The following is a 22,365-nucleotide window of genomic DNA, read 5'->3' as shown; positions in this document are numbered from 1 at the left end:
ATTCAAAATAATTTTTTGAAAAGAGGAACATGAAAAACATAAAAACGCTGGAGCGTTTACAACAACTGCATCAAAGAATATTACAAGAAAACACAGGTTCGCCAAAATGCTTGGCAAACCAGATGAATATTAGTGAACGCTCTTTGTACAGGTTGATAGAACAATTAAAAGACCTTCATGCTTCTATTGAATACAACCGTTCCCTACACACCTATTATTACACCGATGATTTTGAACTCAGGGTAAGTATTTCTGTTACGGCTTTAAGTAACAATGAAGTTATTGAGGTGTTTGGGGGTAGTTATTTTATTAAAAAAGATACGCTACTGCAAGGCTTTGGCAGTGAGCAATTTTATTTTAGCTAAACAAAAGTTGTTAACCGGACGCGGTAATTAGGGTTAGACGTAACCTGAACAGACTTTAGAAAAATAAATGTTTAACAATTAAAATTTTATTTATGAAAAATTTAGAAAGTTTTGGTGTTCGGGATTTGAATGCCAAAGAATTGAATAAGATTAATGGAGGACTTTTCGGTTTTGATGTCCCTTTTATTGACAATGCAATAGATTCAGCAATTTCATTCACGGCTGGAGTTATTTCATATTTTTCTGGCGAGAATTCAACTTCTCCTTACCCAAAGCAAGGTTGCGTTGGATAAAAATTAATTTCTAATTAAAATAAGTCAAAAAGATGAAAAATTTAACAGAATATGAATTAAGAGATATTTCAGGAGGAACTGATATAACTGCATTTTATGCTGGAAAGCAATTTGCAGAAGACGTTTATAATGCTGCTGGTGAAGTAGTACACGAAATTGGAGACTTTTTTAGAGGTATTTGGGACGGCTTCAAATAAACATTAAATTCAAAAATTATGAAAACACTAACAATTCAAGAACAAATAGTAATAAATGGCGGACATGACGGAACCGCCTACGAAATAGGTAAGGCGGTTGGAACAACATTGAAAATAATAGGAATGGTTACAACTGTAGGGGGAGTTTTTAAATTCTTAAAATACTTCTAAAAGTTTAATTATCTAAATAAATTAAATGGTTAATGCAATTTTACATTAACCATTTATTACAAATTTTAAAAATGGCAAAAAAAATAAATTTATTTTTCAGCATAATACTCCTTATAGGTGGAATAAGTCCTTTTTTTAATAGCGATTCCGGAAAAGTATATAGTTTATTGGGGATTGTAATGAGCAAATTTTTGTATTGTTCTATTCATCTGGTTCCCGCAATTTCATATATAATATTGTATATAATTTTCAATAAAAAGCCCAAATAATGAAGGCTGGCAACGTAAATTGCTTTTTATTTTTCCCTATTTTATAATGGTTGGGATTTTTCAGTTTCTAGGATTCCTGTTCATTGGAGTAAATCTTGATCAAATCAATGAAAACCTAACTTCAAATCAACAAGTTATCATTAATTTATGTTCCTTGGCAGGGACTTTTTTGGTTATTTGGATATTTATGAGTTTTGTGGATAAAGAACCATTTATAAACCTAGGCCTTCATGTTAAGAATAGGTTTAAAGAGATTATTTTTGGGACTATTTTAGGCTTTGTTTTATTAGGCCTTGGATTATTGATCTTAATAATTCTTGAGGAGGTTACGATCGAAAATTTTAATGTAAACAAGAACAAATTATGGTCGGCTTTTTTATTATTTTTAATAGTTGCCTTTACTGAAGAAATTATGTTTAGGGGGTATGTTTTACGAAATTCTCTATATTCTTTTAATAAATATGGCGCTCTACTTATTTCTTCTATTCTTTTTGCTTTAGCTCATAGCTTTAATCCAAATATGTCATGGTTTACTTTTCTAGAGTTATTTGTTGCCGGAATGCTATTGGGAATTAGTTATATATATACCAAAAATTTATGGTTTCCAATAGCGCTACACTTTAGCTGGAATTTTTTTCAAACACTTTTTGGATTTAAGGTGAGTGGTCAGGAGTTTTATTCGTTAGTTGAACTGGAAGTATCTGATAACAATATCATTAATGGTGGGGAATTTGGATTCGAAGGTTCTATTCTGGCACTTATTTTCCAACTCATTTTACTCGTTACCATATGGGTTTACTTCGAAAAATATAAATCAAAAAGACAACTAAGAGGTTGATTGCTCAAGAAGATTTAATTTCAGTCAAATAAATGAAAAAATATACTATTGATTTTTTTTAAAGTATTACTAGTGGTTATTATGATGAATTTCATTTCCCTATTGGTTTCCAGTAACTTTGAATCTTATAAGTTTGACCTTTTTAGTTTCACACTAAATGTTTTAATAGTTTACATCATTTATCTCATAATAGATTTCTTGAGGAGAAAATTAGGAAAGGGTAAATAATATATTTTAAGTTAATTCTTCGTGCAATTTCTAGTATCCAAAAACATATTTGAAACAGAAAATCATGATTAAAAGAGGTAAATACTATTATTGGTATTGGGTAATTTTATTAATTACAACTCTAGTTATTTCTATCCTATTTTTTGAGTACGGTGAATCTTTAGGAAAAGCAATGGCTGATTAATTGAAATTAATTTTTTTGCTTTTTTAAGTTAGAATATGGTTATAAAAATGGTTAGACGCCATTACTCCCATTATATTCTAATAAATATTATTCACTGCAATTTTATTGCAGTGGTAACTTCTATAATTGTCATATAAAATATAATATGGCAAAAATCACTATCAAACAACACGATATTACAGATTGTGGTGCTGCATGCTTGGCCTCTGTGGCTGCACATTACAAGTTACAAGTGCCTATAGCAAGAATTCGTCAGTACGCAAGTACAGATAAAAAAGGCACCAATGTTTTAGGCCTTATTGAGGCCGCTGAAAAAATAGGCTTTGAGGCTAAAGGTGTTCGAGGCGATTCAGACAGTCTTTTCAAAATACCCAAACCCACCATTGCACATGTGGTCATTAAAAAAAAATGGCATCATTATGTCGTTATTTACGGCGTTCATAAAAAGGAAATAACACTTATGGATCCGGGCTCCGGAAAACTTGAAAAAAAACCTTTGGCGAGTTTTTTAGATGAGTGGAGTGGCGTTTTGGTCCTACTAATGCCAAAAGATACTTTTGTTTCAGGGAATCAAAAAGTTTCCGTTTTTAAACGGTTTTGGTTTTTACTTCAACCTCATAAATATATTTTAATACAAGCCTTTGTTGGCGCTATTGTGTATACCTTATTGGGATTTTCAACATCAATTTATATTCAAAAACTAACCGATTTTGTTTTGATCGGTGGCAACAAAGGACTTCTTAATTTACTCGGTATTATTATGCTGGGTCTCCTTGTATTACAATTAATTATCGGTGTTTTTAAGGATATTTTTTTGATAAAAACGGGACAACAAATTGATGCCAGGCTTATTTTAGGCTACTACAAACATTTACTAAAATTACCTCAACAATTTTTTGATACAATGCGTGTAGGAGAGATTATTTCCAGAATCAATGATGCTGTAAAAATCCGAACCTTTATAAATGGTGTTGCATTAAACCTAACGGTTAATTTTCTGATCATTTTGTTTTCCTTCGGAATTATGTTTTTTTACTATTGGAAGCTAGCCCTGATTATGGTCCTGGTTATCCCGCTCTACACGATTATTTATTTTATTTCAAATAAATTAAACAAAAAAGCAGAACGAAGGATCATGGAACGAAGTGCTGATCTTGAAAGTCAGTTAGTGGAATCTCTGAATGCAGTGAGTACAATTAAACGGTTTGGATTGGAGCGTTTTGCAAATATTAAAACAGAAACCAGCTTTATAAGTTTATTACTAATTGGCTATAAGTCGGCATTGAATACTGTTTTTTCGGGAACGAGTTCTGGATTTATCTCGCAATTGTTCACCATTATTTTGTTGTGGATTGGCTCCTATTTTGTTATTGATAATGATATAACCGCAGGAGAACTTTTATCATTTTATGCTATCATAGGGTATTTTACGGGACCAGCGGCCAGTTTAATAAGTTCCAATAAACAAATACAAAATGCCTTGATCGCTGCAGATCGTTTATTTGAAATAATGGATCTTGACCAAGAAGATTCTAAGCAACGCATAAAACTTATTAAAGAAAAAATAGGCGATATTCAGTTTACAGACGTAAGGTTTCGTTATGGATCTAGAGTTGAGGTTTTTAAGGATTTTAACCTCACGATTCCAAAAGGTAAAATTACGGCGATTGTAGGTGAGAGTGGCTCTGGGAAATCAACATTAATGTCTTTACTTCAAAACATATACCCGATTCAATCTGGTAAAATTACTATTGGTGGTCTGGATTTGAAATATATCGATAATGATAGCTTAAGAAATTTAGTTAGTGTTGTTCCCCAAAAAATCGATTTGTTTGCAGGAAATGTTGTCGAAAATATTGCTGTTGGAGAGTTTTCTCCTAATATGGAAAATGTAATAAGTGTTTGCAAGTCTATAGGCATTTTAAATTTTATAGAGTCTTTACCCCATGGTTTTGGCACCTACCTTGGGGAAAATGGAGCCACACTATCCGGGGGTCAAAAACAACGTATTGCTATAGCAAGAGCACTTTATAAAAATCCTGAAATTTTAGTTTTAGATGAGGCAACTTCTTCTTTAGATAGCCAATCAGAGAATTATATTAAAAAAGCAATTACTCACCTTCGAAAACAGCAAAAAACAATAATAATTATTGCACATAGATTAAGTACCGTAATTCAAGCTGATGGCATAGTTGTTTTGAAAAATGGTAAGGTTTTGGAACAAGGAACACACGAAGATCTTTATTCAAAAAAGCACCATTATTTTAATCTGTGGCAGGAACAGTCGTTATAATGACTTTCAATTTTACCGTTTGTCGACCTTATTTCTATTTTTTTACACCAGTTGTTTAAAAATCAGCATCTTAATGTAAGATATTTCGGTTTGTTTTTTCAATTTTAGGTCATCATACTTCCTGTAAAAATTTATTTTATGGATGCGTATCTGTGAGCTCTGAATTAACCTAAAAACCTACAATATGAAAAATTACTTGACCATTGCCTTATTATTAATAACATTCGTGGCAAAGAGCCAAACAAATGGTATTAAAATAAAGAACGTTTCACCTGAAATTGACGAAAATGTCATGCCCAAAGCTAAAATTATAGTAAAGGGTCACGAAAAGAACGTTTTTAAAACACCTGAAATCATTCAGTTCAATTATAATCAAACAGATATTAGCATTTTAGAAGCGGAATTGACCTCAATTACCAACGATTTATACAACAATTCTATTGACTCAATTCCGGCAAACAGATATCCCGATTCTGTGGTAGTTGCTAAAATGAAACGCATGAAAACGATTCAATCAGAATTAAAGAAATTTAATTTTAAGCAGGATTCTTTATATGCCATTTACGTAAAAGATTATTTACAATATAAAAGATTTAACTTTTTAAATTTTGGTTCAAAACGGTCACGAGCCCTATTCAATATTATTTATGAAGATTCAAAAAATCGCTTTCAGGTTTTAAATAATACTGGTTTTACCTTTGGAAACAATGCGGGTTCCCTATACTCGGAATTAGTAAGTGGCAATTTGGGAATCTTTAGGGTGAGTCTCGGCTCTATGATTTCGAGTAGTTCTTCGGAGGATAACGACATTGCAAAAGAGGAAGAGGCGTTTCAACGATTGGCTAGTTATGGCGGTAATACGGTTCTAACATTAGAATATCCCCTAGCATATATTCATTCAAGAAATTTTCAATATAATTTAATTTCAAGATTTGTTGCAAAAGGCGCAGCAGATTTTCCTGAGTTTGGCACTACGACAGACGACTTCGCAGGGAGTATTTCTTTTGGATTAGACGTTTACGCCGATGCCTCATTAAGTAACAATGCCTTACGATTTTTTATGAATTTTAATACTAATAGAATTTTTGGAACCGACACGTATCAGGAAAATCTGGGCATAGAAAACTCAAAATTTTCTTTTGGTCAACTTTCCGTAGGGCTTATTTTGGCAGAAAACATCAAGCTATCCTTTGTTGTGCGATCATTTAGCTCGGAGAGTAGCCTAAGAAACAAAAATGTGATTCTTGGAGGTCAAATATTGCATTAAAAGCCAATTCAAAAAAGAATATTATTAAAAAAACCACCTTCATATAGATACTTGATTTTAAAAATGAAAAAACATGTTATTAATTTTATTTGGGTCGCCGTGGGTGTCATGATTTACAATTTAATAAACTACTTAATAGGAATCTATTTTTTTTCAAAGGAAGATTATGATTACCTTAATGAACCCTACAGTTTATCTTTTCTTATTCAAATTGTGGTGGTTTATCTCATCGTTTTATCTATGCGCTTTCTTTGCAGGGGATTCAAGGATTAAAACAAAATGATAATTATTTGATTCAAAATTTTTTATGAAGCATCATTTCAGTTGTCCGATTTGCAAAAAGAAACAACCTCTCAAAAAAATTTTTTTGATGTCGAATTTTTCAAAGTGGTCATGTCCGCAATGTAACACCTTAATAAAACCAAAATACCTGTCATCCAAAGCCTGGGTGATAGGTTTTTTGTCCGTAACTTTACCTGGGTATTATGCAATTTTCGTTTTAAAAAAGGCACTTTTACCTACCTTAGGCGTTGCCTTTTCTTTTGGCTTAATTACATATCTGATCAGTTTGATATATTTCTATAAAACGACTAGGTTTGAGGAGGTGTAAGGTTTAAAAAATGTTAGAAAATCGTCTTCTGACCTTGGTTTGACTGAGATTTGTTGTTTTTACCAGGATAATAATCAGTCAGAAACTAATCCAGTTTCTGAACCTTCAACCAGGCGGCAGGATTATCTTCTTTTTTGATCTCTCTAAGGGCGCGTTAGGCTTCTAAACGGTCCTCGTAACTGGCGTAAACCACCTCGTGTAAATCGTATTTGTTAACGCCTATTTTATAGGCATTATAGCCTTTAGACTTAAGTTGGTTGTACTGTTTGTCGATGATTTATTTTTTGTTTAGGCATAAAACTATGATAACCATGTGTTTGTTTTGGAAAATTCAATTTTACTTTTTTACCTGGGTTTATTTAAAAAGTAAACTTAAACCCAAATCTCATGAAAAAAATGGAATTTAAACAAATGGAAGGAATTCAAGGAGGAACGCCGTGCACTCATTCAGAAATGGTAAGCGCAGGGGCAACTATGCTTATTCTTGGAGCCTTATCTTTTGGTACTTTAGCAATTGCCTACGGAATGGTAGTAGGAGGTGCTTGTATAATGAAAGGAATGTAGTCTTCTATACCTTTATATGAGTCTAATCTTTTAATTAATATTCTCTATATTGGGAAAATAAAAGTAAAAGAATGAAAAGTCTTTTTGAAGTTATTAAGGAGCACAATTTATCGGATAAAGAAATAAATCCAATTTCAAAAAAAAATATATTATTGAAAAGGAATATTTTTTACTCCGTTAAATTAATACCAGATTCAGATCGACACATTTACTTGTTAAAAAATTGGAGATGGGGTATCATCGGAAAAGTATTATTCAAGAAAAAGCACGAAGAATATATTAAATTTTTAGATAAGGTTAAAAGTTGTTTAGAAAGTCATAATTTCAAATTCATCCAATTAAACTATTTCCCAAACAGTAAGGATTAGTTAGTGGTTACCTTTACAGCAGTTGTAATTGTGATTCAGAGATACTTACTAGAGCAGAATTAAGATAAATTGTGTAGACTAATCCAGTTTCTGAACCTTCAACCAGGCGGCAGGATTATCTTCTTTTTTGATCTCTCTAAGGGCGCGTAAGGCTTCTAAACGGTCCTCATAACTGGCGTAAACCACCTCGTGTAAACCGTATTTGTTTACCCCGATTTTATACGCGCTGTAACCTTTTTCTTTAAGCTGCTTCACCTTTTTATCACAGTTGGCTTCAATGCGGAATGCACCGGCTACAATGTGATAATTCCCCGTTTGTTTAGTCACGTTTAAGGTGATAGACGGTAAGGTGTTGAGATCGAATGTAGCTTGCTGGATCTGAGATTCCAACTGTTGGTCGGCCTCCTCCTGAGCGATCTGATTATGGCGCTCAATTTGGTTGATATAATATCTTGAACCACCAATACCACCTAGAGTTAAAGCGATCACCGCGATGGCAGCATATTTTAAAAATGGAGTTGCATCACGTTTTTTGGTTGTGATGGTAATAGGTGTTGTTTCTTCTAACTTCTGAACCGTTTCAACATACGTTTCACGTTGGATCTCCGGCGATATAAATTCAGATAATCCAAAAGCATCGGTTAAGTAATTTAACTGGTACGTTGGTTCAAACTGGATCTTACCGGCATTGTTCAAGGTCATTTCCCCGATATTCTTAAAAGTCAGGATTTCACCCTGTGTCAGATAACTTTTAAGAATCTTAACGCGTTTTGCAACCTTGTTGCTTGCAACTTCGAATGGAATTTTCTCGACATCAGCGATATAATGAGCCAATAATCCATCATTATTTTGTAATTGTTCGTTAAACGACAATACTTTTTTTGGTGGATAAAAGGCTTGTGTTTCTTCGGAAATCGTAGCCGAAACAGGTTGTGTTAAAAAAGCTCCAAATTCAGGAATAGTAACACATTCGTAACGGTACAGTAAATCGCTTATGTAGGTTTCAAGTTGCATGAAAACAAATTTAGAAAAATTTGGTATCTAATAAAATTTACGAGGAACTATTTATTAACACCTCAAAATTCCGTTACTTGTAAACCATTAATCCATGTCCCCCAAACATGACAGAAACAGACCTACTTTACACGCTGGCCCTCCAGCATATTCCTAATATTGGCGATATTACGGCCAAGCGACTCATCACTCATTGTGGTTCTGCGGAAGCTGTGCTGAAAGAATCAAAACAAAATCTTTTAAAAATAAACGGCATTGGCACGTTGATCGTTCAGGCGATTTCAGAAAGGAACTATTTTAAAGAAGCCGAGGAAGAATTGCGTTTTATTGAAAATGAAGGGTTGAACGTTTTTTATTTTGAAGACGAAAACTACCCGGAAAAGCTGAAGCATTGCATTGACGGTCCCATTTTATTATTCCAAACCGGAAATATCGATTTAGATAAAAAGCACATCATTAGTATCGTAGGTACACGTAAGATTACCAACAGTGGTGTGGCTTTTTGTGAGGATCTTATTGAAACACTGGCAGTTTATGATCCCATCATCGTTTCAGGTTTTGCTTACGGAACCGATATTACAGCACATAAGGCCGCTATGCAACACAAACTTCAAACCATAGGCTGTTTAGCACATGGTTTGCACACGATCTACCCTAAAGTTCATAAAAAATATATGGCTCAAATGGAAACGCATGGGGGTTTTTTAACCGAATTTTGGAGCACAGATACCTTTGATAAGAAGAATTTTTTAAAACGAAACAGGGTGATCGCCGGTTTAAGCGAGGCTACGATTGTAATCGAATCTGCTAAAAAAGGAGGGAGTCTGGTTACGGCGGATATCGCAAATTCCTATAATCGCGAAGTTTTTGCTGTACCGGGCAGGGTCACAGATGGTTTGAGTGAAGGCTGTAACAACCTTATAAAGCATCAACGAGCCAATATGCTTACTACACCCCTGGATGTGCCCTATATTTTGGGTTGGGATTTAGGTTCTAAACAAAAACCGGCGATACAAAAACAGTTGTTTGTAGAATTGGATGCGGAGGAAAAGGCGATTTATACTTATTTAAAGGAAAACGATAAGCAACAGTTGGATACTATTGCTATAAATTGCGATCTACCCATTTTTAAAGTAGCCGGCACTCTATTAAATATGGAACTTAAAGGTGTTATTCGGCCTTTGCCCGGAAAATTATTTGAAGTTATTTAATCTACTCAGAATTAATAACCTACCTTTTCACGTACACGATTCAGAACATCATCGGCAACAACTTTGGCTTTTTCCGCGCCATGCGCCAGAACATTGTCAATTTCTCCAAGGTTACTCATGTAAAAATCATAACGCTCTCGTTGCTTTTCAAATTTAGAGATGATCAATTCGAACAAAGCTTCCTTAGCATGACCATAACCATAATTACCACCTTCATAATTGGTTTTCATTTCAGCAACCTGATCATCGGAGGCCAGTAAATTATACAAGGCAAAACAGTTACAGGTTTTCCAGTCTTTCGGTTCTTCCAAAGGCGTACTGTCGGTTTGAATACTCATGATCTGCTTACGAAGCTTTTTTTCCGGAAGAAAAATATTGATCGTATTGTTGCGACTTTTACTCATTTTCTCACCATCAGTACCGGGAATAAGCATGGTGTTTTCCTGAATTTTACCTTCAGGCATTACAAAAGTTTCGCCCATTTTTGCATGAAATCGCGAAGCCACATCACGAGTCATTTCAATATGCTGTAACTGATCTTTTCCTACCGGAATAATGTTGGCATCATACATCAAAATATCAGCTGCCATGAGCATCGGGTAGGTAAACAAACCGGAATTTACATCTTCTAAACGGTCGGCTTTATCTTTAAAACTGTGCGCCAGGGTGAGGCGTTGATACGGAAAAAAACAGCTGAGATACCACGTGAGTTCCGTAACCTGAGGCACATCACTCTGACGGTAAAACACTGTTTTTGTAGTATCCAACCCAAAGGCCAGCCAGGTAGCTGCAGTAGAGTAGGTGTTACTTCGCAATAGGTCGGCATCTTTTATCTGTGTTAAGGTGTGCAAATTGGCGATAAATAAGAACGAATCGTTCTTCGGATCATTCGCCATTTCAATGGCCGGCATAATGGCGCCTAAAATATTACCCAAATGTGGGGTTCCTGTACTTTGTATACCTGTTAGTATTCTTGCCATGACTTAGTTTAAAGGGCAAATTTACTGATAAGTTGCCCAATAAAAAAAGTGGCCTGAGCCACTTTTTAAAAATTTTTGGAACGGGGCTATTTTTTAAACAGACCTGCAATAAATAAAATCACACACGCACCAATGGCGCCTGTTATCACGTCACTAATAAGACCATTGCCAATGGCCACGCCAAGTTTGGCAAATATCCAATTCCCTACAACACCGCCTACAATACCAATAATGATATTTAGAACGAGGCCAAAACCGCCACCTTTCATTAATTTTCCTGCTAGCCATCCGGCTATAGCTCCAATGAGTAGGGCATAAAGTAAACTCATAATGATAAAATTTTATAGTTAATGGTATTAAAGATAATCAATTTATAATATTACTTTTGAACGTCATGCGCATCTTCAAATATATTTTTTGGATTCTTTATCGGATTTGGTTTTACATTTTGGTTGCAGTTCCTATCATCGTTCTGTTTCCTATTCTGCTTATTTCCATTTCAAAAGAATCCTGGTATCCTTACTTTTTTAAACTGGCGCGCCTATGGGCTCGATTTATTTTAATAGGCATGGGATTTCACTGTAAGTTCGTTAAAGATCAAATTCCGGAAACAAATAAAAGCTATGTATTTATCGCGAATCATACATCGATGATCGATATCATGCTGATGTTGGTTTTAATAAAAAATCCTTTTGTTTTCGTTGGTAAAAAGGAGTTGGCTAAAATTCCTCTGTTCGGGTTTTTCTATAAACGTACTTGTATTTTGGTCGATCGAAGTTCAGCAAAAAGTAGGCAAGCTGTTTTTATGAGGGCTCAAAAGCGTTTACGTTCCGGTTTAAGCATCTGTATATTTCCCGAAGGCGGCGTTCCTGATGAACGCATTGTTCTGGATACCTTCAAAGATGGTGCTTTCCGACTTTCCATAAACCATCAAATACCTATCGTACCCATTACTTTTCTGGATAATAAAAAGCGGTTTTCTTATATCTTTTTTAGTGGCGGTCCAGGTATTTTGAGAGCCAGAATCCACAACTTTCTCTATCCTGAAGGATTGACCATTCAGGATACAAAAGCTTTAAGCAATAAGGCAAGGGACATTATATTAGAGGATTTAATAGCAAATGAAAAATAAAAAAACTGCCCTCGGGGGAAGGCAGTTTCCCGAACCTGATTTTGAAGGAAAAAAACCGAGGTTCGCATCTAACCAAAGATTTAAAACTTTATAGACAAGCCTGTGTAAACACCAATGAAAAACGGTTGGAATTCACCTGCAGTTCTGTTGAACGAATTGAATTGATATTTTAATAAAGGTTCAATGTTCAGATCTAATTTTTTACTTACACCATAACTAAAGCCCAATCCAAAATTACCCGAATAACTCGTGTTGTTCATGTTGTTGGCTTCCCCCAAATAGGTTCTTCCGGCTTCCGATTCAGTATATACGGCATTATTACTTAAAAATAAAGTACTAAAACCGCCAATAACACGTATGCCAAAACGTTTACTAAGAAGTGCGTATTCCAGTTCCAGCGGAATTTCAATATAACCGAAGGTTTGATCGATCGCAGCATTAGAAGTTGCGGATTCAGGTCGCACGGAATTAATGGTTGTAGCACTCGTAAAGGTGGTGTTATCAGCACTTCCTAAACCGGAAAAATTAGCGGGTTGAGGTTTCGATACGAAGGCCAGTTTCGATGTGGTATAATTAATACCGGCAGATTGGAATACCACAACATCATTGGTTTTGTAACCTAGGGATACCTTGTTAACTCCGGAGCGAACACGAAGTTTTTTGTTCAACGCATAACTTGCAGAAATACCGTAACTCATATTGAGTTCACCCGTTTTAGAATTTCCGTTGAATTGGGCATCGATAGCCGAACCCGGGCCAAGCGAATTAAAATAAACAGGTGCAGCATTAGCAGCAATACTCCACCTGTTCAAACCGTCGTCTTCTTCTTTTTCACGAGTCGTGTTTATATCGTTAATAGCGTCTTCTATACTTTTTTTATTTTTTGGATTGTTTTCTGCTATAACCAAAGCAGCATCTTGTTTTTGGATGTTTTTATCTTTCGTATTATTTATCGCTAAAGCGGAATTTTTGTCTGCTTCTTCTGAAGTTTCTGATTGTTTATTAATGGCCACAGCGGAGGATTCAGCTTTGGTGTTGTTTTTTAAGATAGTTTTTGAATCCTTCTGAATCTTTTGTTCTTCAACAGAATTCGCGGAATAATCAGAATCCTCTGAAGAAGTTTTCATCTTTTCATTTGTGGCAATGGCCGAAGTATTGGCCGGCGCTTTTTGAGAATTCACCCGTTTTGTATTAGCCTCATTTCTATTCGTTTTTTGATTATCCGAAGTATTCATTTGTTTATTTTCTGCGTTATTTTCAGAAGCTATTTTTTGCTCTTCAGTCAGGTTGTTTTCAGGCAATAGATCTTCTGAAGTTTGGGGCGTAATGGTATTATTGCCGTCCTGTGAAGATTCCGTAGATTTCTGAGGCATATTATTTTGCTCCTCGTTTACGATCCTGTTTTGTTCCGGAAGTTCTTCCGTATTAAAATAGGAATAACCTAAGCTTAATAACAGCGCTAAAAGGGCAGCCACGCCGGCATATTGCCACCAGATCGGGATCACGCGCCGTTTTTTCTTTTTATCCAGTTTGGCCTCAATGCGTTTCCAAACAGCATCGTCCGGTTGGGCCTCAAAATCTTTGAAGCTTTCCTGGAATAATCGGTCTATGTGCTTTTTATCACTCATTGTTATGCATTAATCTTTACCGAAGTATTATGGGTTTCAATATCTTTTTTCAAAATTTGTCGTGCTCGAGACAGATTCGATTTTGAGGTGCCTTCACTAATGTCCAGCATGTCAGCAATCTCTTTATGCGAGTAACCGTCAAGTACATAAAGGTTAAATACAAGGCGATACCGGTCGGGTAATTTTTGAATGATTTCAAGCAAAAAATCCAAAGACACCGGAGTCTCTTCAATTTCCACCTCTTCTGCTTCTGTGGTGTTCTCATTTACGATATCAAAGACCTTCTCCTTTCGGTAACGCTGTAAAACGGTATTAATAACAATACGTTTTAACCAACCTTCAAAAGCCCCTTTGTTTTGATATTGATGAACCTTTTTAAAAATGGTTAAAAAAGCGTCTTGCAAATTATCTTCCGCTTCGGTGTAATTTCTGGAATACTTCAAACAGACAGAAAAAAGTTTGCTCGCAAAACGCGAGTATAACTCACCCTGTGCCTTGGTATCCTGAGATTTGCACCTTTCTATGAGTTCCTTTAAACTCAAATTAACCTGTATTTGTTATTAAAAATCTTATCCTGTTACCGGTACTTCAATGGTTAAATAAACATCATCTCCATTACTGTCTTTTCCTTGCCAGAATTTAAAAACATAAGACCCGTTGCTGGTTACTAAAAAGTTAAAAGTAACGTCGGCTAACACATTATCTAGCTGTTCACAATTACCACTTTCAACACAATTAATTGGGGCAACAATACGTATGTTATTGTCTATTCGATAATAAAGATCGAATAGTTTATAACAAGAAGTAGGTTGATAATAATAAACGGTAATCGGATAAACCTCTCCTAATGCAAACTCTTGAGGAATATCCACATTTTCTACCGGCATAAAATCAGTTTTACATACGGGATAATCATCCTTACTGCAAGAAGCCAAAAGCACGAATAAAATCGAAATTAAAATAAACCTTTTCATAACAAATAAACAGTTAGGCTTTCATTTGTTAGATGATAAAAATATAAAAAGGTTGCGTAGGATATAAAAAAAGCCCGATAAACGGGCTTTTTAATTTTTATGAAGTTGCTTCCTTCATGATTTCCCGAACTTTTTCTTCAAGTTCTTCCATCAGTTCCGGATTGTCCTTTATAAGTTCTTTCACAGCATCACGACCTTGACCAAGTTTAGTATCTCCATAACTAAACCAGGAGCCACTTTTTTTAACAATATCGTTTTCAACAGCAATATCCAGGATCTCACCTTCTTTACTCACACCGGTACCGTACATGATATCGAATTCGGCCATTTTGAAGGGTGGTGCTACTTTGTTTTTCACAATTTTCACACGTGTTTTATTACCCAATATATTACCGTTACTATCTTTTATTTGTGTTGAACGACGAATATCCAGGCGCACAGAAGCATAAAATTTTAAGGCGTTACCACCGGTCGTGGTTTCCGGATTTCCGAACATCACCCCGATCTTTTCACGCAATTGATTAATAAACATTACCGTACAATTGGTCTTACTAATCGAAGCGGTTAATTTACGAAGGGCTTGAGACATCAAACGGGCGTGTAATCCCATTTTTGAATCGCCCATCTCACCTTCAATTTCACTTTTCGGTGTTAAGGCAGCAACAGAATCGATTACTACAATATCAATGGCCCCGGACCGGATCAGGTTATCAGCGATCTCCAAAGCTTGCTCCCCATTATCGGGTTGCGAAATGATAAGGTTGTCAATATCCACACCTAACTTCTCAGCATAAAAACGATCGAAAGCATGTTCTGCATCAATAAAAGCGGCAATGCCACCGGCTTTTTGAGCTTCGGCAATAGCATGCAAGGTTAAGGTTGTTTTACCCGAAGATTCTGGTCCGTAAATTTCTACCACGCGGCCACGAGGATAACCGCCAACACCAAGGGCAATATCCAATCCGAGTGATCCGGATGGAATTGCTTCAACATCTACAACCGCGGAATCGCTCATTTTCATTACGGTTCCCTTGCCGTAGGTCTTATCTAATTTATCTAAAGTAAGTTTTAGTGCTTTTAATTTTGCTTCTTTTTCACTGCTCATTATTCAAAAGGATTTGTAAGATTTGTGCAGCTAAAATACCATTTCTTTTCTCAGGATACAATACTAAAACGCAACCTTTATAAACAATTTGCATCTCATAATAAAAGGGAAAGATTTTGTTATGAAACCCTTGAATTTTCTGTGGATATTCAAAGTTGATTTAGTCGAGATCTCATTTATTTTTCCGCAGACTGCCAAAGCACTTAATTTTTAAGTGCTTTTTTAGTTTAATGCCTACGGACAGGAAAATAAGGTTTTTTAAAAGGCAAAAGTTTGATTTTGAGGGTAGCCTTAAAGGAATTTAATCTCGATTATCGCATAAAAATTGTATTTTTGCCCTTCAAAATAAATTCTTTAACCTTAAATTAAGTATAGCATGCAACTGTACAACACCTTAAGCGCTAAAGAAAGAGCCGCATTGATCGAAAAAGCCGGTAAGGATCGATTGACGCTATCTTTCTACAAATACGCTAAAATTGAAAACCCCCGGGAATTTCGCGATCAACTATTCATTGTTTGGAACCAATTAGACGTTCTGGGTCGCATTTATGTAGCTTATGAAGGCATCAATGCCCAATTATCATTACCTGCCGACAATTTTGAAGCTTTCAAAAAGCATTTAGACGCTATCGATTTTTTAAACGGCGTTCGCCTGAATATTGCCATTGAGCAAGACAATATGTCCTTCTTAAAATTGAAGATAAAAGTGCGTCCGAAAATTGTAGCCGATGGCTTGAACGATGATACTTTTGATGTTAGAAATAAAGGCGTTCATGTAGACGCTCAAAAGTTCAATGAGCTTATCGATGATGAGAACACGGTTTTGGTTGATATGCGTAATCACTATGAAAGTGAGATCGGTCATTTTAAAAATGCTGTAACACCTGATGTGGATACCTTTAGAGAATCCCTTGATATTATTGAAGAAGATCTTAAAGAACATAAAGAAGATAAGAATCTGGTAATGTATTGCACCGGAGGGATCCGCTGCGAAAAGGCCAGTGCTTATTTTAAACACAAGGGCTTTAAAAGAGTATACCAACTGGAAGGCGGTATTATTGAATATGCCCGACAAGTAAAAGCATTAGGCTTAGAAAACAAGTATCTCGGTAAGAACTTTGTTTTTGATGAACGCCGCTCAGAAAAAATAAGCGACGATATTATTGCCCATTGTCATCAGTGTGGTGCGCCTTGCGACACGCATACCAACTGTGCGAACGACGCCTGTCACTTGTTGTTCATTCAATGTGATGCCTGTAAAGAGGCCATGGATAATTGCTGTTCAGAAACCTGTAAAGAGATCCACGCTTTGCCTTATGAAGAGCAAAAAGCACTACGGAAAGGTCAGGGCAATAGCAATGACATTTTCAAAAAAGGCAGGGCAGATCACCTACCGTACAAAAAAGATTTACGGAATATTTTCGAGGTCTTTAACAAAAGACGATAATGAACTTTTACAAGATTTTACAACTAAATAAACGGATAAAAAACCATAGAATTAAATTTCTGGGATTGTACATTCTCCATAAATTTAATAAACGGTATTTATCGGTAAATTTAGATCCTGTTTTAGCTTGTAACTTACGTTGTAAAATGTGTTATTTTACCGATAAAGATTATGTAAAGAAATTAAAGGGACAGTTTAAGCAGGAAGAACTTGAACGGGTTGCTGAAGTTGTTTTTCCTAGAGCATTAAAACTTCAGGTGGGCTGTGGTACTGAGCCCACTTTATACAAAAGGCTACCAGAATTAATTGCTTTAGGAAAGCGCAATAAAGTGCCCTATATTTCATTAACAACAAATGCTAATTTACTTACAGAGGATTCCATAGAGGATCTAGTTAAAGCTGGGTTAAACGAATTTACTATTTCGTTACACGGAGTAACCAAAAAAACGTATGAAAGTTTTATGGGTAAAGGCGATTATGAGAAATTTCAAAATGCTCTAAATCTTTTAGGAAAATATAAGAAAAAATACGATTTCAAAGTTCGTGTAAACTACACGTTTAATAAAGATAACTTTTACGAGTTAGAAGATTTTTTTGATAACTTTAATCCAGAAAGTATGGATTTTCTTCAAATTCGACCCATTAGAAAAATAGGAAATACGGAATACAATAATTTTGATATTAGCAGTTTAGTTGAAGATTATCCAAAGGTGATGAAAAAAATAGAAGGAACATGTAAAAGCAATAAAATTACATTGCTCGCACCCAATTCTATTTTGTCGTCTAAAAAAGTTAATGAAGCAAGTTTTATATATGATTACACGTTTTGTTATGTTTCTCCAATAAGTTTTTGGAAAGACGGATTTAATTGGAGAGAAGAAACATTCAATGATTTTAGTAAAAGAATTGGATGGGGTAAATTACTTCTTGCCAATGTATTTAAATCAAAAAAGGAATTTACAGAAACATCAGGACGGCTTGATTACGAAGTAAATTTTAATTAAAGCGCTATACTTTTATAGTCTCTTATAATAATCTTATATTTACGAAGTAAAATGTGGTAAATCATAATTTTACCATGAAAGCAAACAAATATTAACCTTACTTCCAATAGAACAAGTGTTCTAATTGGAACCAACATAAACTTTATGGCTTGTAACAGTTGTTCAACTGGAACCAATGGCCAACCAAGAGGCTGCAAGAACAACGGGACTTGTGGAACAGATAGTTGTAATAAACTAACGGTGTTTGATTGGTTAGCGAACATGTCGCTTCCTAATGGAGAACAGCCTTTTGATTGGGTTGAAGTACGGTACAAAAACGGAAGAAAACACTATTATAAAAATACTGAGAACCTTACATTATCCATTGGAGATATTGTAGCAACTCAGGCGTCTGCAGGGCACGATATCGGTATGGTTACCCTTACGGGGGAATTGGTACGTGTTCAAATGAAGCGCAAGAATATCTCCACCAAACCAGAGGATACGCTCAAGATATACAGAAAAGCGACTCAAAAAGATATTGATGTCTGGACCAAAGCTCGTGAGCGTGAAGAACCGATGAAGGTTAAAGCGCGTCAGTTTGCTATTGATCTGCGTCTGCAAATGAAGATATCAGATATCGAGTTTCAAGGCGATGCCAGTAAGGCAACGTTTTATTACACGGCTGAAGAACGCGTTGATTTTAGAGAACTTATTAAAGTGTTCGCACGTGAATTTCGCACCCGTATTGAAATGAAACAGGTAGGATTTCGCCAGGAGGCGGCGCGACTTGGTGGTATTGGTTCTTGTGGTCGTGAATTGTGTTGTTCTACATGGTTGACCGATTTTCGATCGGTAAGTACCTCGGCAGCGCGCTACCAACAATTATCTTTGAATCCTCAAAAACTGGCAGGCCAGTGCGGAAAATTAAAATGCTGTTTGAACTACGAGTTGGATGCTTATCTCGATGCTTTGAAAGATTTTCCAAAAACAGACATCAAACTTAAAACAGAAAAAGGTATTGCAGTTTGTCAGAAAACAGATATTTTCAGCGGTTTCATGTGGTATGCCTATGAAGGCGAATGGTCGAACTGGCACAAGATCACCGCGCAACAGGCCAATGATATTATCGAGGCCAATGAAAAGAACAAACCTATTGCCAGTTTAGAAGAATTTGCTTTAGATCTGGCCCAAAATACTAAAACCGACTTTGAAAACGTTGTGGGACAAGACAGTTTAACGCGTTTTGATAGTCCAAAACGTCATAAAAAACGTAAAAAGAGTAAAGGCAGAAATAAAAGCAGAAATAAATCGAGTAACAATAAAAGAAAACCTCAAAAGAGTAAGAATGCGTCAAATTAATGTGCTTTTATGGTTGTTAGCTTTAGGTTTGCTTTATGTTTCCTGCGATTCCAAAAGTGTTTACGACGTTTATAAATCGGTTCCAAACAAATGGCATAAAGACTCCATTGTGAGTTTTAATATTACGCCACCGGATTCTATAAAACCGTATAACCTGTTCATTAACCTTCGAAATACAGAAGCTTATAAATACAGCAATTTGTATTTGATTGTTGAAATGGATTTTCCTCACGGAAAAATTATAAAAGATACGTTGGAATATCGTATGGCCGATCCTAGTGGAAAGTTACTCGGCGAAGGCATGACAGATATTAAAGAAAATAAATTGTGGTATAAAGAAGGGGTGGTTTTTGCAGAATCCGGAGATTATACCGTAAAAATTCAACAAGCCATGCGCGAGAATGGCAAGGTTGATGGTGTAGAAGCTTTGGAAGGGATCACCGATGTTGGATTTAGAATTGAAAAGACAACGAAAGAATAACAATAACCTGTTTAAATAGCAAGCTGCTCCAAATGTAGGCGACTTTAACGATGGCAAAAACAAAAAAAAGCAACAAAAAAACCGAAAACTTCTCAGTTTATGTACGTTGGTTCTGGATCCTGTTTTCAGTAGGAATTCTGTCGATCGTACTGATCTTTTTATTGGCATCCTGGGGTGTTTTCGGAGAATTACCGGATTATACGGTTCTGGAAAACCCAAAGACCAATTTAGCAACAGAAATTATTTCTTCAGACGGAAAAACCCTTGGGAAATTCTATCTGAATGATAACCGTACACCGGTATCATACAATGAATTACCACAACATTTGGTAGATGCGCTAATTGCTACGGAAGATGCGCGTTATAGAAGTCACTCCGGAATTGACGCCCGCGGAACGCTTCGTGCTATTTTTAAATTAGGCTCAGGCGGCGGTGCCAGTACTATTTCGCAACAGTTGGCCAAGCAATTATTTACCGTTCAGGTTTCGGATAGTAAACTGCAGCGTGCCTTTCAAAAAGTAAAAGAATGGATCATTGCCGCGAAACTCGAACGTCAGTATACCAAGAATGAGATCATTGCCCAATACTTCAACATTTACGATTTCTTAAATAATGCTGATGGCATTCGCAGTGCAGCCAGTATTTATTTTGATAAAGAACCGCGCGACTTGAACATCAAAGAATCAGCCATGCTGGTAGGCATGTTTAAAAACTCAGCGCTATATAACCCAAGAAGAAATCCGGAAGGTGTTAAGAATCGTCGAAATGTGGTTCTGGCTCAGATGTATAAATATGGTTACATCAGTGAGCAACAAAAAGATTCACTGCAAGCTACGCCTCTGGATCTAAAATATACACCACAATCACACCGCGACGGTATTGCTACCTATTTTAGAGCATATCTGGATGGCTTTATGAAAGACTGGATCAAGAACAATCCGAAACCGGACGGCACGCGTTGGAGTTTGTATAACGACGGATTAAAAATCTACACGACCATCGATTCCCGTATGCAAAAGTATGCGGAAGAGGCCGTTCAAAAACATATGCCACGTTTACAAAAGGAATTCGATCATCAAAACACTCCGGATCGAAATCCAACGGCTCCGTTTTTAGAGTTGGATCAATCGGAAATTAAGGATCTGATGCATCGATCAATGCGACAATCAGAACGTTGGCGTCATATGAAATACGATCTTAAAAAGGATGATAAAGAGATTGAAGAATCTTTTTATAAAGCGACACAGACCAGAATATTTGCGTGGAAAGATGGTCTGGCAACTGAGATCGATACCATTATGAAACCTATCGATTCTATGCGATATTACAAATCGTTTTTACGAGCCGGAATGATGTCTATGGACCCACAAACGGGTCATGTTAAGGCCTGGGTGGGCGGTATCAATTACCGAAATTTCCAATACGATATGGTAAAACAGGGGCGTCGTCAGGTAGGCTCTACCTTCAAACCTTTTGTCTATGCAACAGCTATCGATCAGTTACATTTATCACCTTGTGATGAATTCCCCGATACACCTTTCTGTATAGAAAAGAATAAGTTTGGAAACCCGGAACAATGGTGTCCTAAAAATTCCGGTGGGGATGATGATTACGGCGGAAAACGCACCCTGAAAAATGCTTTGGCAAACTCTGTTAACACGATTACCGCGCGACTAATTGATAAAGTTGGTCCGCAACCTGTAGTAGATCTGGCTCATAAAATGGGCGTAGAATCGGATATTCCGGCGGTACCTTCAATCGCCTTAGGAACGGCTGATCTCAGTATTTACGAAATGGTTGGTGCATTTGCCACCTTTGCTAATAAAGGGGTATATACCAAACCGGTGATGGTAACCAGTATCGAAGACAAGAACGGTACCATTTTATATCAGTTCAAACCGGAGACCCGCGATGTATTAAGTGCCGAAACAGCTTATGTGACTGTTAAACTTTTGGAAGGTGTAACCGAAGGAGGCTCGGGAACGCGTTTACGCCATACCTTTGGGGTGAATCAACCCGTTTATAAAGAAATTATTACCGGATACCCCTATCAATTTGACAATCCTATCGCAGGTAAAACCGGAACCACACAAAACCAAAGTGATGGGTGGTTTATGGGCATGGTGCCCAATCTGGTTACCGGGGTTTGGGTAGGCGGTGAAGATCGTGCGGTACATTTCCGCACCATTACTTACGGTCAGGGGGCATCGATGGCCTTACCGATCTGGGCGTTATACATGAAAAGCTGTTATGCGGATGAGGATCTCAATGTATCGAAAGGCGAATTTGAAGCACCCGAAAATCTCACCATAAATGTGGATTGCACAAAACCCACGGAAGACAAAACCAATGAAAAGGAACCACTTCCGGACGACCTGGATTTTAATTAATATTCCCGTTA

Annotated in this window: 22 protein-coding genes; 15 read left to right on the top strand and 7 right to left on the bottom strand. The window is 36.3% G+C overall.

What is annotated here, in order from left to right; translation table 11 throughout:
- Positions 1–29 precede the first annotated feature (29 nt).
- The 8 genes from ABD682_RS02905 (at position 30) to ABD682_RS02870 (ending at position 7,279) form a co-directional block, all read left to right on the top strand.
- Complete coding sequence (locus ABD682_RS02905) at positions 30–365, top strand: HTH domain-containing protein (protein WP_344738811.1); 336 nt, start codon at positions 30–32, stop codon at positions 363–365.
- A 92-nt stretch (positions 366–457) separates the two neighbouring features.
- The gene (locus ABD682_RS02900) at positions 458–658 is read left to right on the top strand and encodes a hypothetical protein (RefSeq protein ID WP_344738809.1); all 201 of its coding nucleotides are present in this window, start codon (positions 458–460) and stop codon (positions 656–658) included.
- Between the two features lie 32 nt (positions 659–690).
- Complete coding sequence (locus tag ABD682_RS02895) at positions 691–855, top strand: hypothetical protein (RefSeq protein ID WP_344738807.1); 165 nt, start codon at positions 691–693, stop codon at positions 853–855.
- Between the two features lie 18 nt (positions 856–873).
- Positions 874–1,026: a hypothetical protein gene (locus tag ABD682_RS02890; protein WP_344738805.1), complete on the top strand. Its 153-nt coding sequence runs from the start codon at positions 874–876 to the stop codon at positions 1,024–1,026.
- Between the two features lie 423 nt (positions 1,027–1,449).
- Complete coding sequence (locus tag ABD682_RS02885; protein ID WP_344738803.1) at positions 1,450–2,133, top strand: CPBP family intramembrane glutamic endopeptidase; 684 nt, start codon at positions 1,450–1,452, stop codon at positions 2,131–2,133.
- 557 nt (positions 2,134–2,690) lie between these two features.
- Positions 2,691–4,838, top strand: coding sequence for a peptidase domain-containing ABC transporter (locus tag ABD682_RS02880; protein WP_344738801.1), 2,148 nt, complete (start codon positions 2,691–2,693; stop codon positions 4,836–4,838).
- Positions 4,839–5,022: 184 nt separating this feature from the next.
- Positions 5,023–6,105: a hypothetical protein gene (locus tag ABD682_RS02875; protein ID WP_344738799.1), complete on the top strand. Its 1,083-nt coding sequence runs from the start codon at positions 5,023–5,025 to the stop codon at positions 6,103–6,105.
- 1,021 nt (positions 6,106–7,126) lie between these two features.
- The gene (locus tag ABD682_RS02870) at positions 7,127–7,279 is read left to right on the top strand and encodes a hypothetical protein (RefSeq protein ID WP_344738797.1); all 153 of its coding nucleotides are present in this window, start codon (positions 7,127–7,129) and stop codon (positions 7,277–7,279) included.
- Between the two features lie 446 nt (positions 7,280–7,725).
- On the opposite strand, the gene ABD682_RS02865 is transcribed toward ABD682_RS02870, so the two are convergent.
- Positions 7,726–8,661 (bottom strand): HU domain-containing protein, encoded by a 936-nt coding sequence (locus ABD682_RS02865; RefSeq protein WP_344738795.1) that lies wholly within the window; start codon positions 8,659–8,661, stop codon positions 7,726–7,728.
- A gap of 107 nt (positions 8,662–8,768) precedes the next feature.
- Between ABD682_RS02865 and dprA the strand changes: the two genes are divergently transcribed.
- Entirely contained in the window at positions 8,769–9,872 is a 1,104-nt protein-coding gene (gene dprA, locus ABD682_RS02860) for a DNA-processing protein DprA (RefSeq protein ID WP_344738793.1), read from the top strand.
- Positions 9,873–9,883: 11 nt separating this feature from the next.
- Here dprA and trpS read toward each other — a convergent pair whose 3' ends face one another.
- Positions 9,884–10,852, bottom strand: coding sequence for a tryptophan--tRNA ligase (trpS, locus tag ABD682_RS02855; RefSeq protein WP_344738791.1), 969 nt, complete (start codon positions 10,850–10,852; stop codon positions 9,884–9,886).
- An 86-nt stretch (positions 10,853–10,938) separates the two neighbouring features.
- A complete protein-coding gene (locus ABD682_RS02850; RefSeq protein WP_344738789.1) occupies positions 10,939–11,181 on the bottom strand; it encodes a GlsB/YeaQ/YmgE family stress response membrane protein in 243 nt (80 codons plus the stop codon).
- Between the two features lie 65 nt (positions 11,182–11,246).
- Here ABD682_RS02850 and ABD682_RS02845 point away from each other — a divergent pair, with 65 nt between their 5' ends.
- Complete coding sequence (locus ABD682_RS02845) at positions 11,247–11,984, top strand: lysophospholipid acyltransferase family protein (RefSeq protein WP_344738787.1); 738 nt, start codon at positions 11,247–11,249, stop codon at positions 11,982–11,984.
- Between the two features lie 80 nt (positions 11,985–12,064).
- Here ABD682_RS02845 and ABD682_RS02840 read toward each other — a convergent pair whose 3' ends face one another.
- The 4 genes from ABD682_RS02840 to recA all read right to left on the bottom strand — a co-directional run bounded on the left by ABD682_RS02840 (position 12,065) and on the right by recA (position 15,691).
- Positions 12,065–13,612 carry a hypothetical protein gene (locus ABD682_RS02840; protein WP_344738785.1) on the bottom strand — a complete coding sequence of 516 codons (1,548 nt, stop codon included), beginning with the start codon at positions 13,610–13,612 and terminating at the stop codon, positions 12,065–12,067.
- A gap of 2 nt (positions 13,613–13,614) precedes the next feature.
- On the bottom strand, positions 13,615–14,154 hold the full coding sequence (locus tag ABD682_RS02835; RefSeq protein ID WP_344738783.1) for an RNA polymerase sigma factor: 540 nt from the start codon (positions 14,152–14,154) through the stop codon (positions 13,615–13,617).
- Positions 14,155–14,181: 27 nt separating this feature from the next.
- Positions 14,182–14,586 carry a hypothetical protein gene (locus tag ABD682_RS02830; protein WP_344738781.1) on the bottom strand — a complete coding sequence of 135 codons (405 nt, stop codon included), beginning with the start codon at positions 14,584–14,586 and terminating at the stop codon, positions 14,182–14,184.
- 97 nt (positions 14,587–14,683) lie between these two features.
- A complete protein-coding gene (gene recA / locus ABD682_RS02825; RefSeq protein ID WP_344738779.1) occupies positions 14,684–15,691 on the bottom strand; it encodes a recombinase RecA in 1,008 nt (335 codons plus the stop codon).
- Between the two features lie 376 nt (positions 15,692–16,067).
- Between recA and trhO the strand changes: the two genes are divergently transcribed.
- From trhO to ABD682_RS02800, 5 genes are all read left to right on the top strand, one after another.
- On the top strand, positions 16,068–17,138 hold the full coding sequence (trhO, locus tag ABD682_RS02820) for an oxygen-dependent tRNA uridine(34) hydroxylase TrhO (protein WP_344738777.1): 1,071 nt from the start codon (positions 16,068–16,070) through the stop codon (positions 17,136–17,138).
- A gap of 65 nt (positions 17,139–17,203) precedes the next feature.
- Positions 17,204–18,142: a radical SAM protein gene (locus ABD682_RS02815; RefSeq protein ID WP_344738775.1), complete on the top strand. Its 939-nt coding sequence runs from the start codon at positions 17,204–17,206 to the stop codon at positions 18,140–18,142.
- Positions 18,143–18,286: 144 nt separating this feature from the next.
- Positions 18,287–19,483 carry a PSP1 domain-containing protein gene (locus ABD682_RS02810; protein ID WP_344738773.1) on the top strand — a complete coding sequence of 399 codons (1,197 nt, stop codon included), beginning with the start codon at positions 18,287–18,289 and terminating at the stop codon, positions 19,481–19,483.
- On the top strand, positions 19,470–19,964 hold the full coding sequence (locus ABD682_RS02805) for a gliding motility lipoprotein GldH (RefSeq protein WP_344738771.1): 495 nt from the start codon (positions 19,470–19,472) through the stop codon (positions 19,962–19,964). The genes ABD682_RS02810 and ABD682_RS02805 overlap by 14 nt, the downstream gene beginning before the upstream one ends.
- Before the next feature lie 50 nt (positions 19,965–20,014).
- Positions 20,015–22,354: a penicillin-binding protein 1A gene (locus ABD682_RS02800; RefSeq protein ID WP_344738769.1), complete on the top strand. Its 2,340-nt coding sequence runs from the start codon at positions 20,015–20,017 to the stop codon at positions 22,352–22,354.
- The last annotated feature ends 11 nt before the right edge of the window (positions 22,355–22,365 follow it).

The organism is Gaetbulibacter aestuarii (assembly GCF_039537665.1).
Lineage (GTDB): Bacteria > Bacteroidota > Bacteroidia > Flavobacteriales > Flavobacteriaceae > Gaetbulibacter_A > Gaetbulibacter_A aestuarii.
Note: the sequence above shows the minus strand (reverse complement) of the source record. Positions and strands in the feature narration are given on the sequence as shown.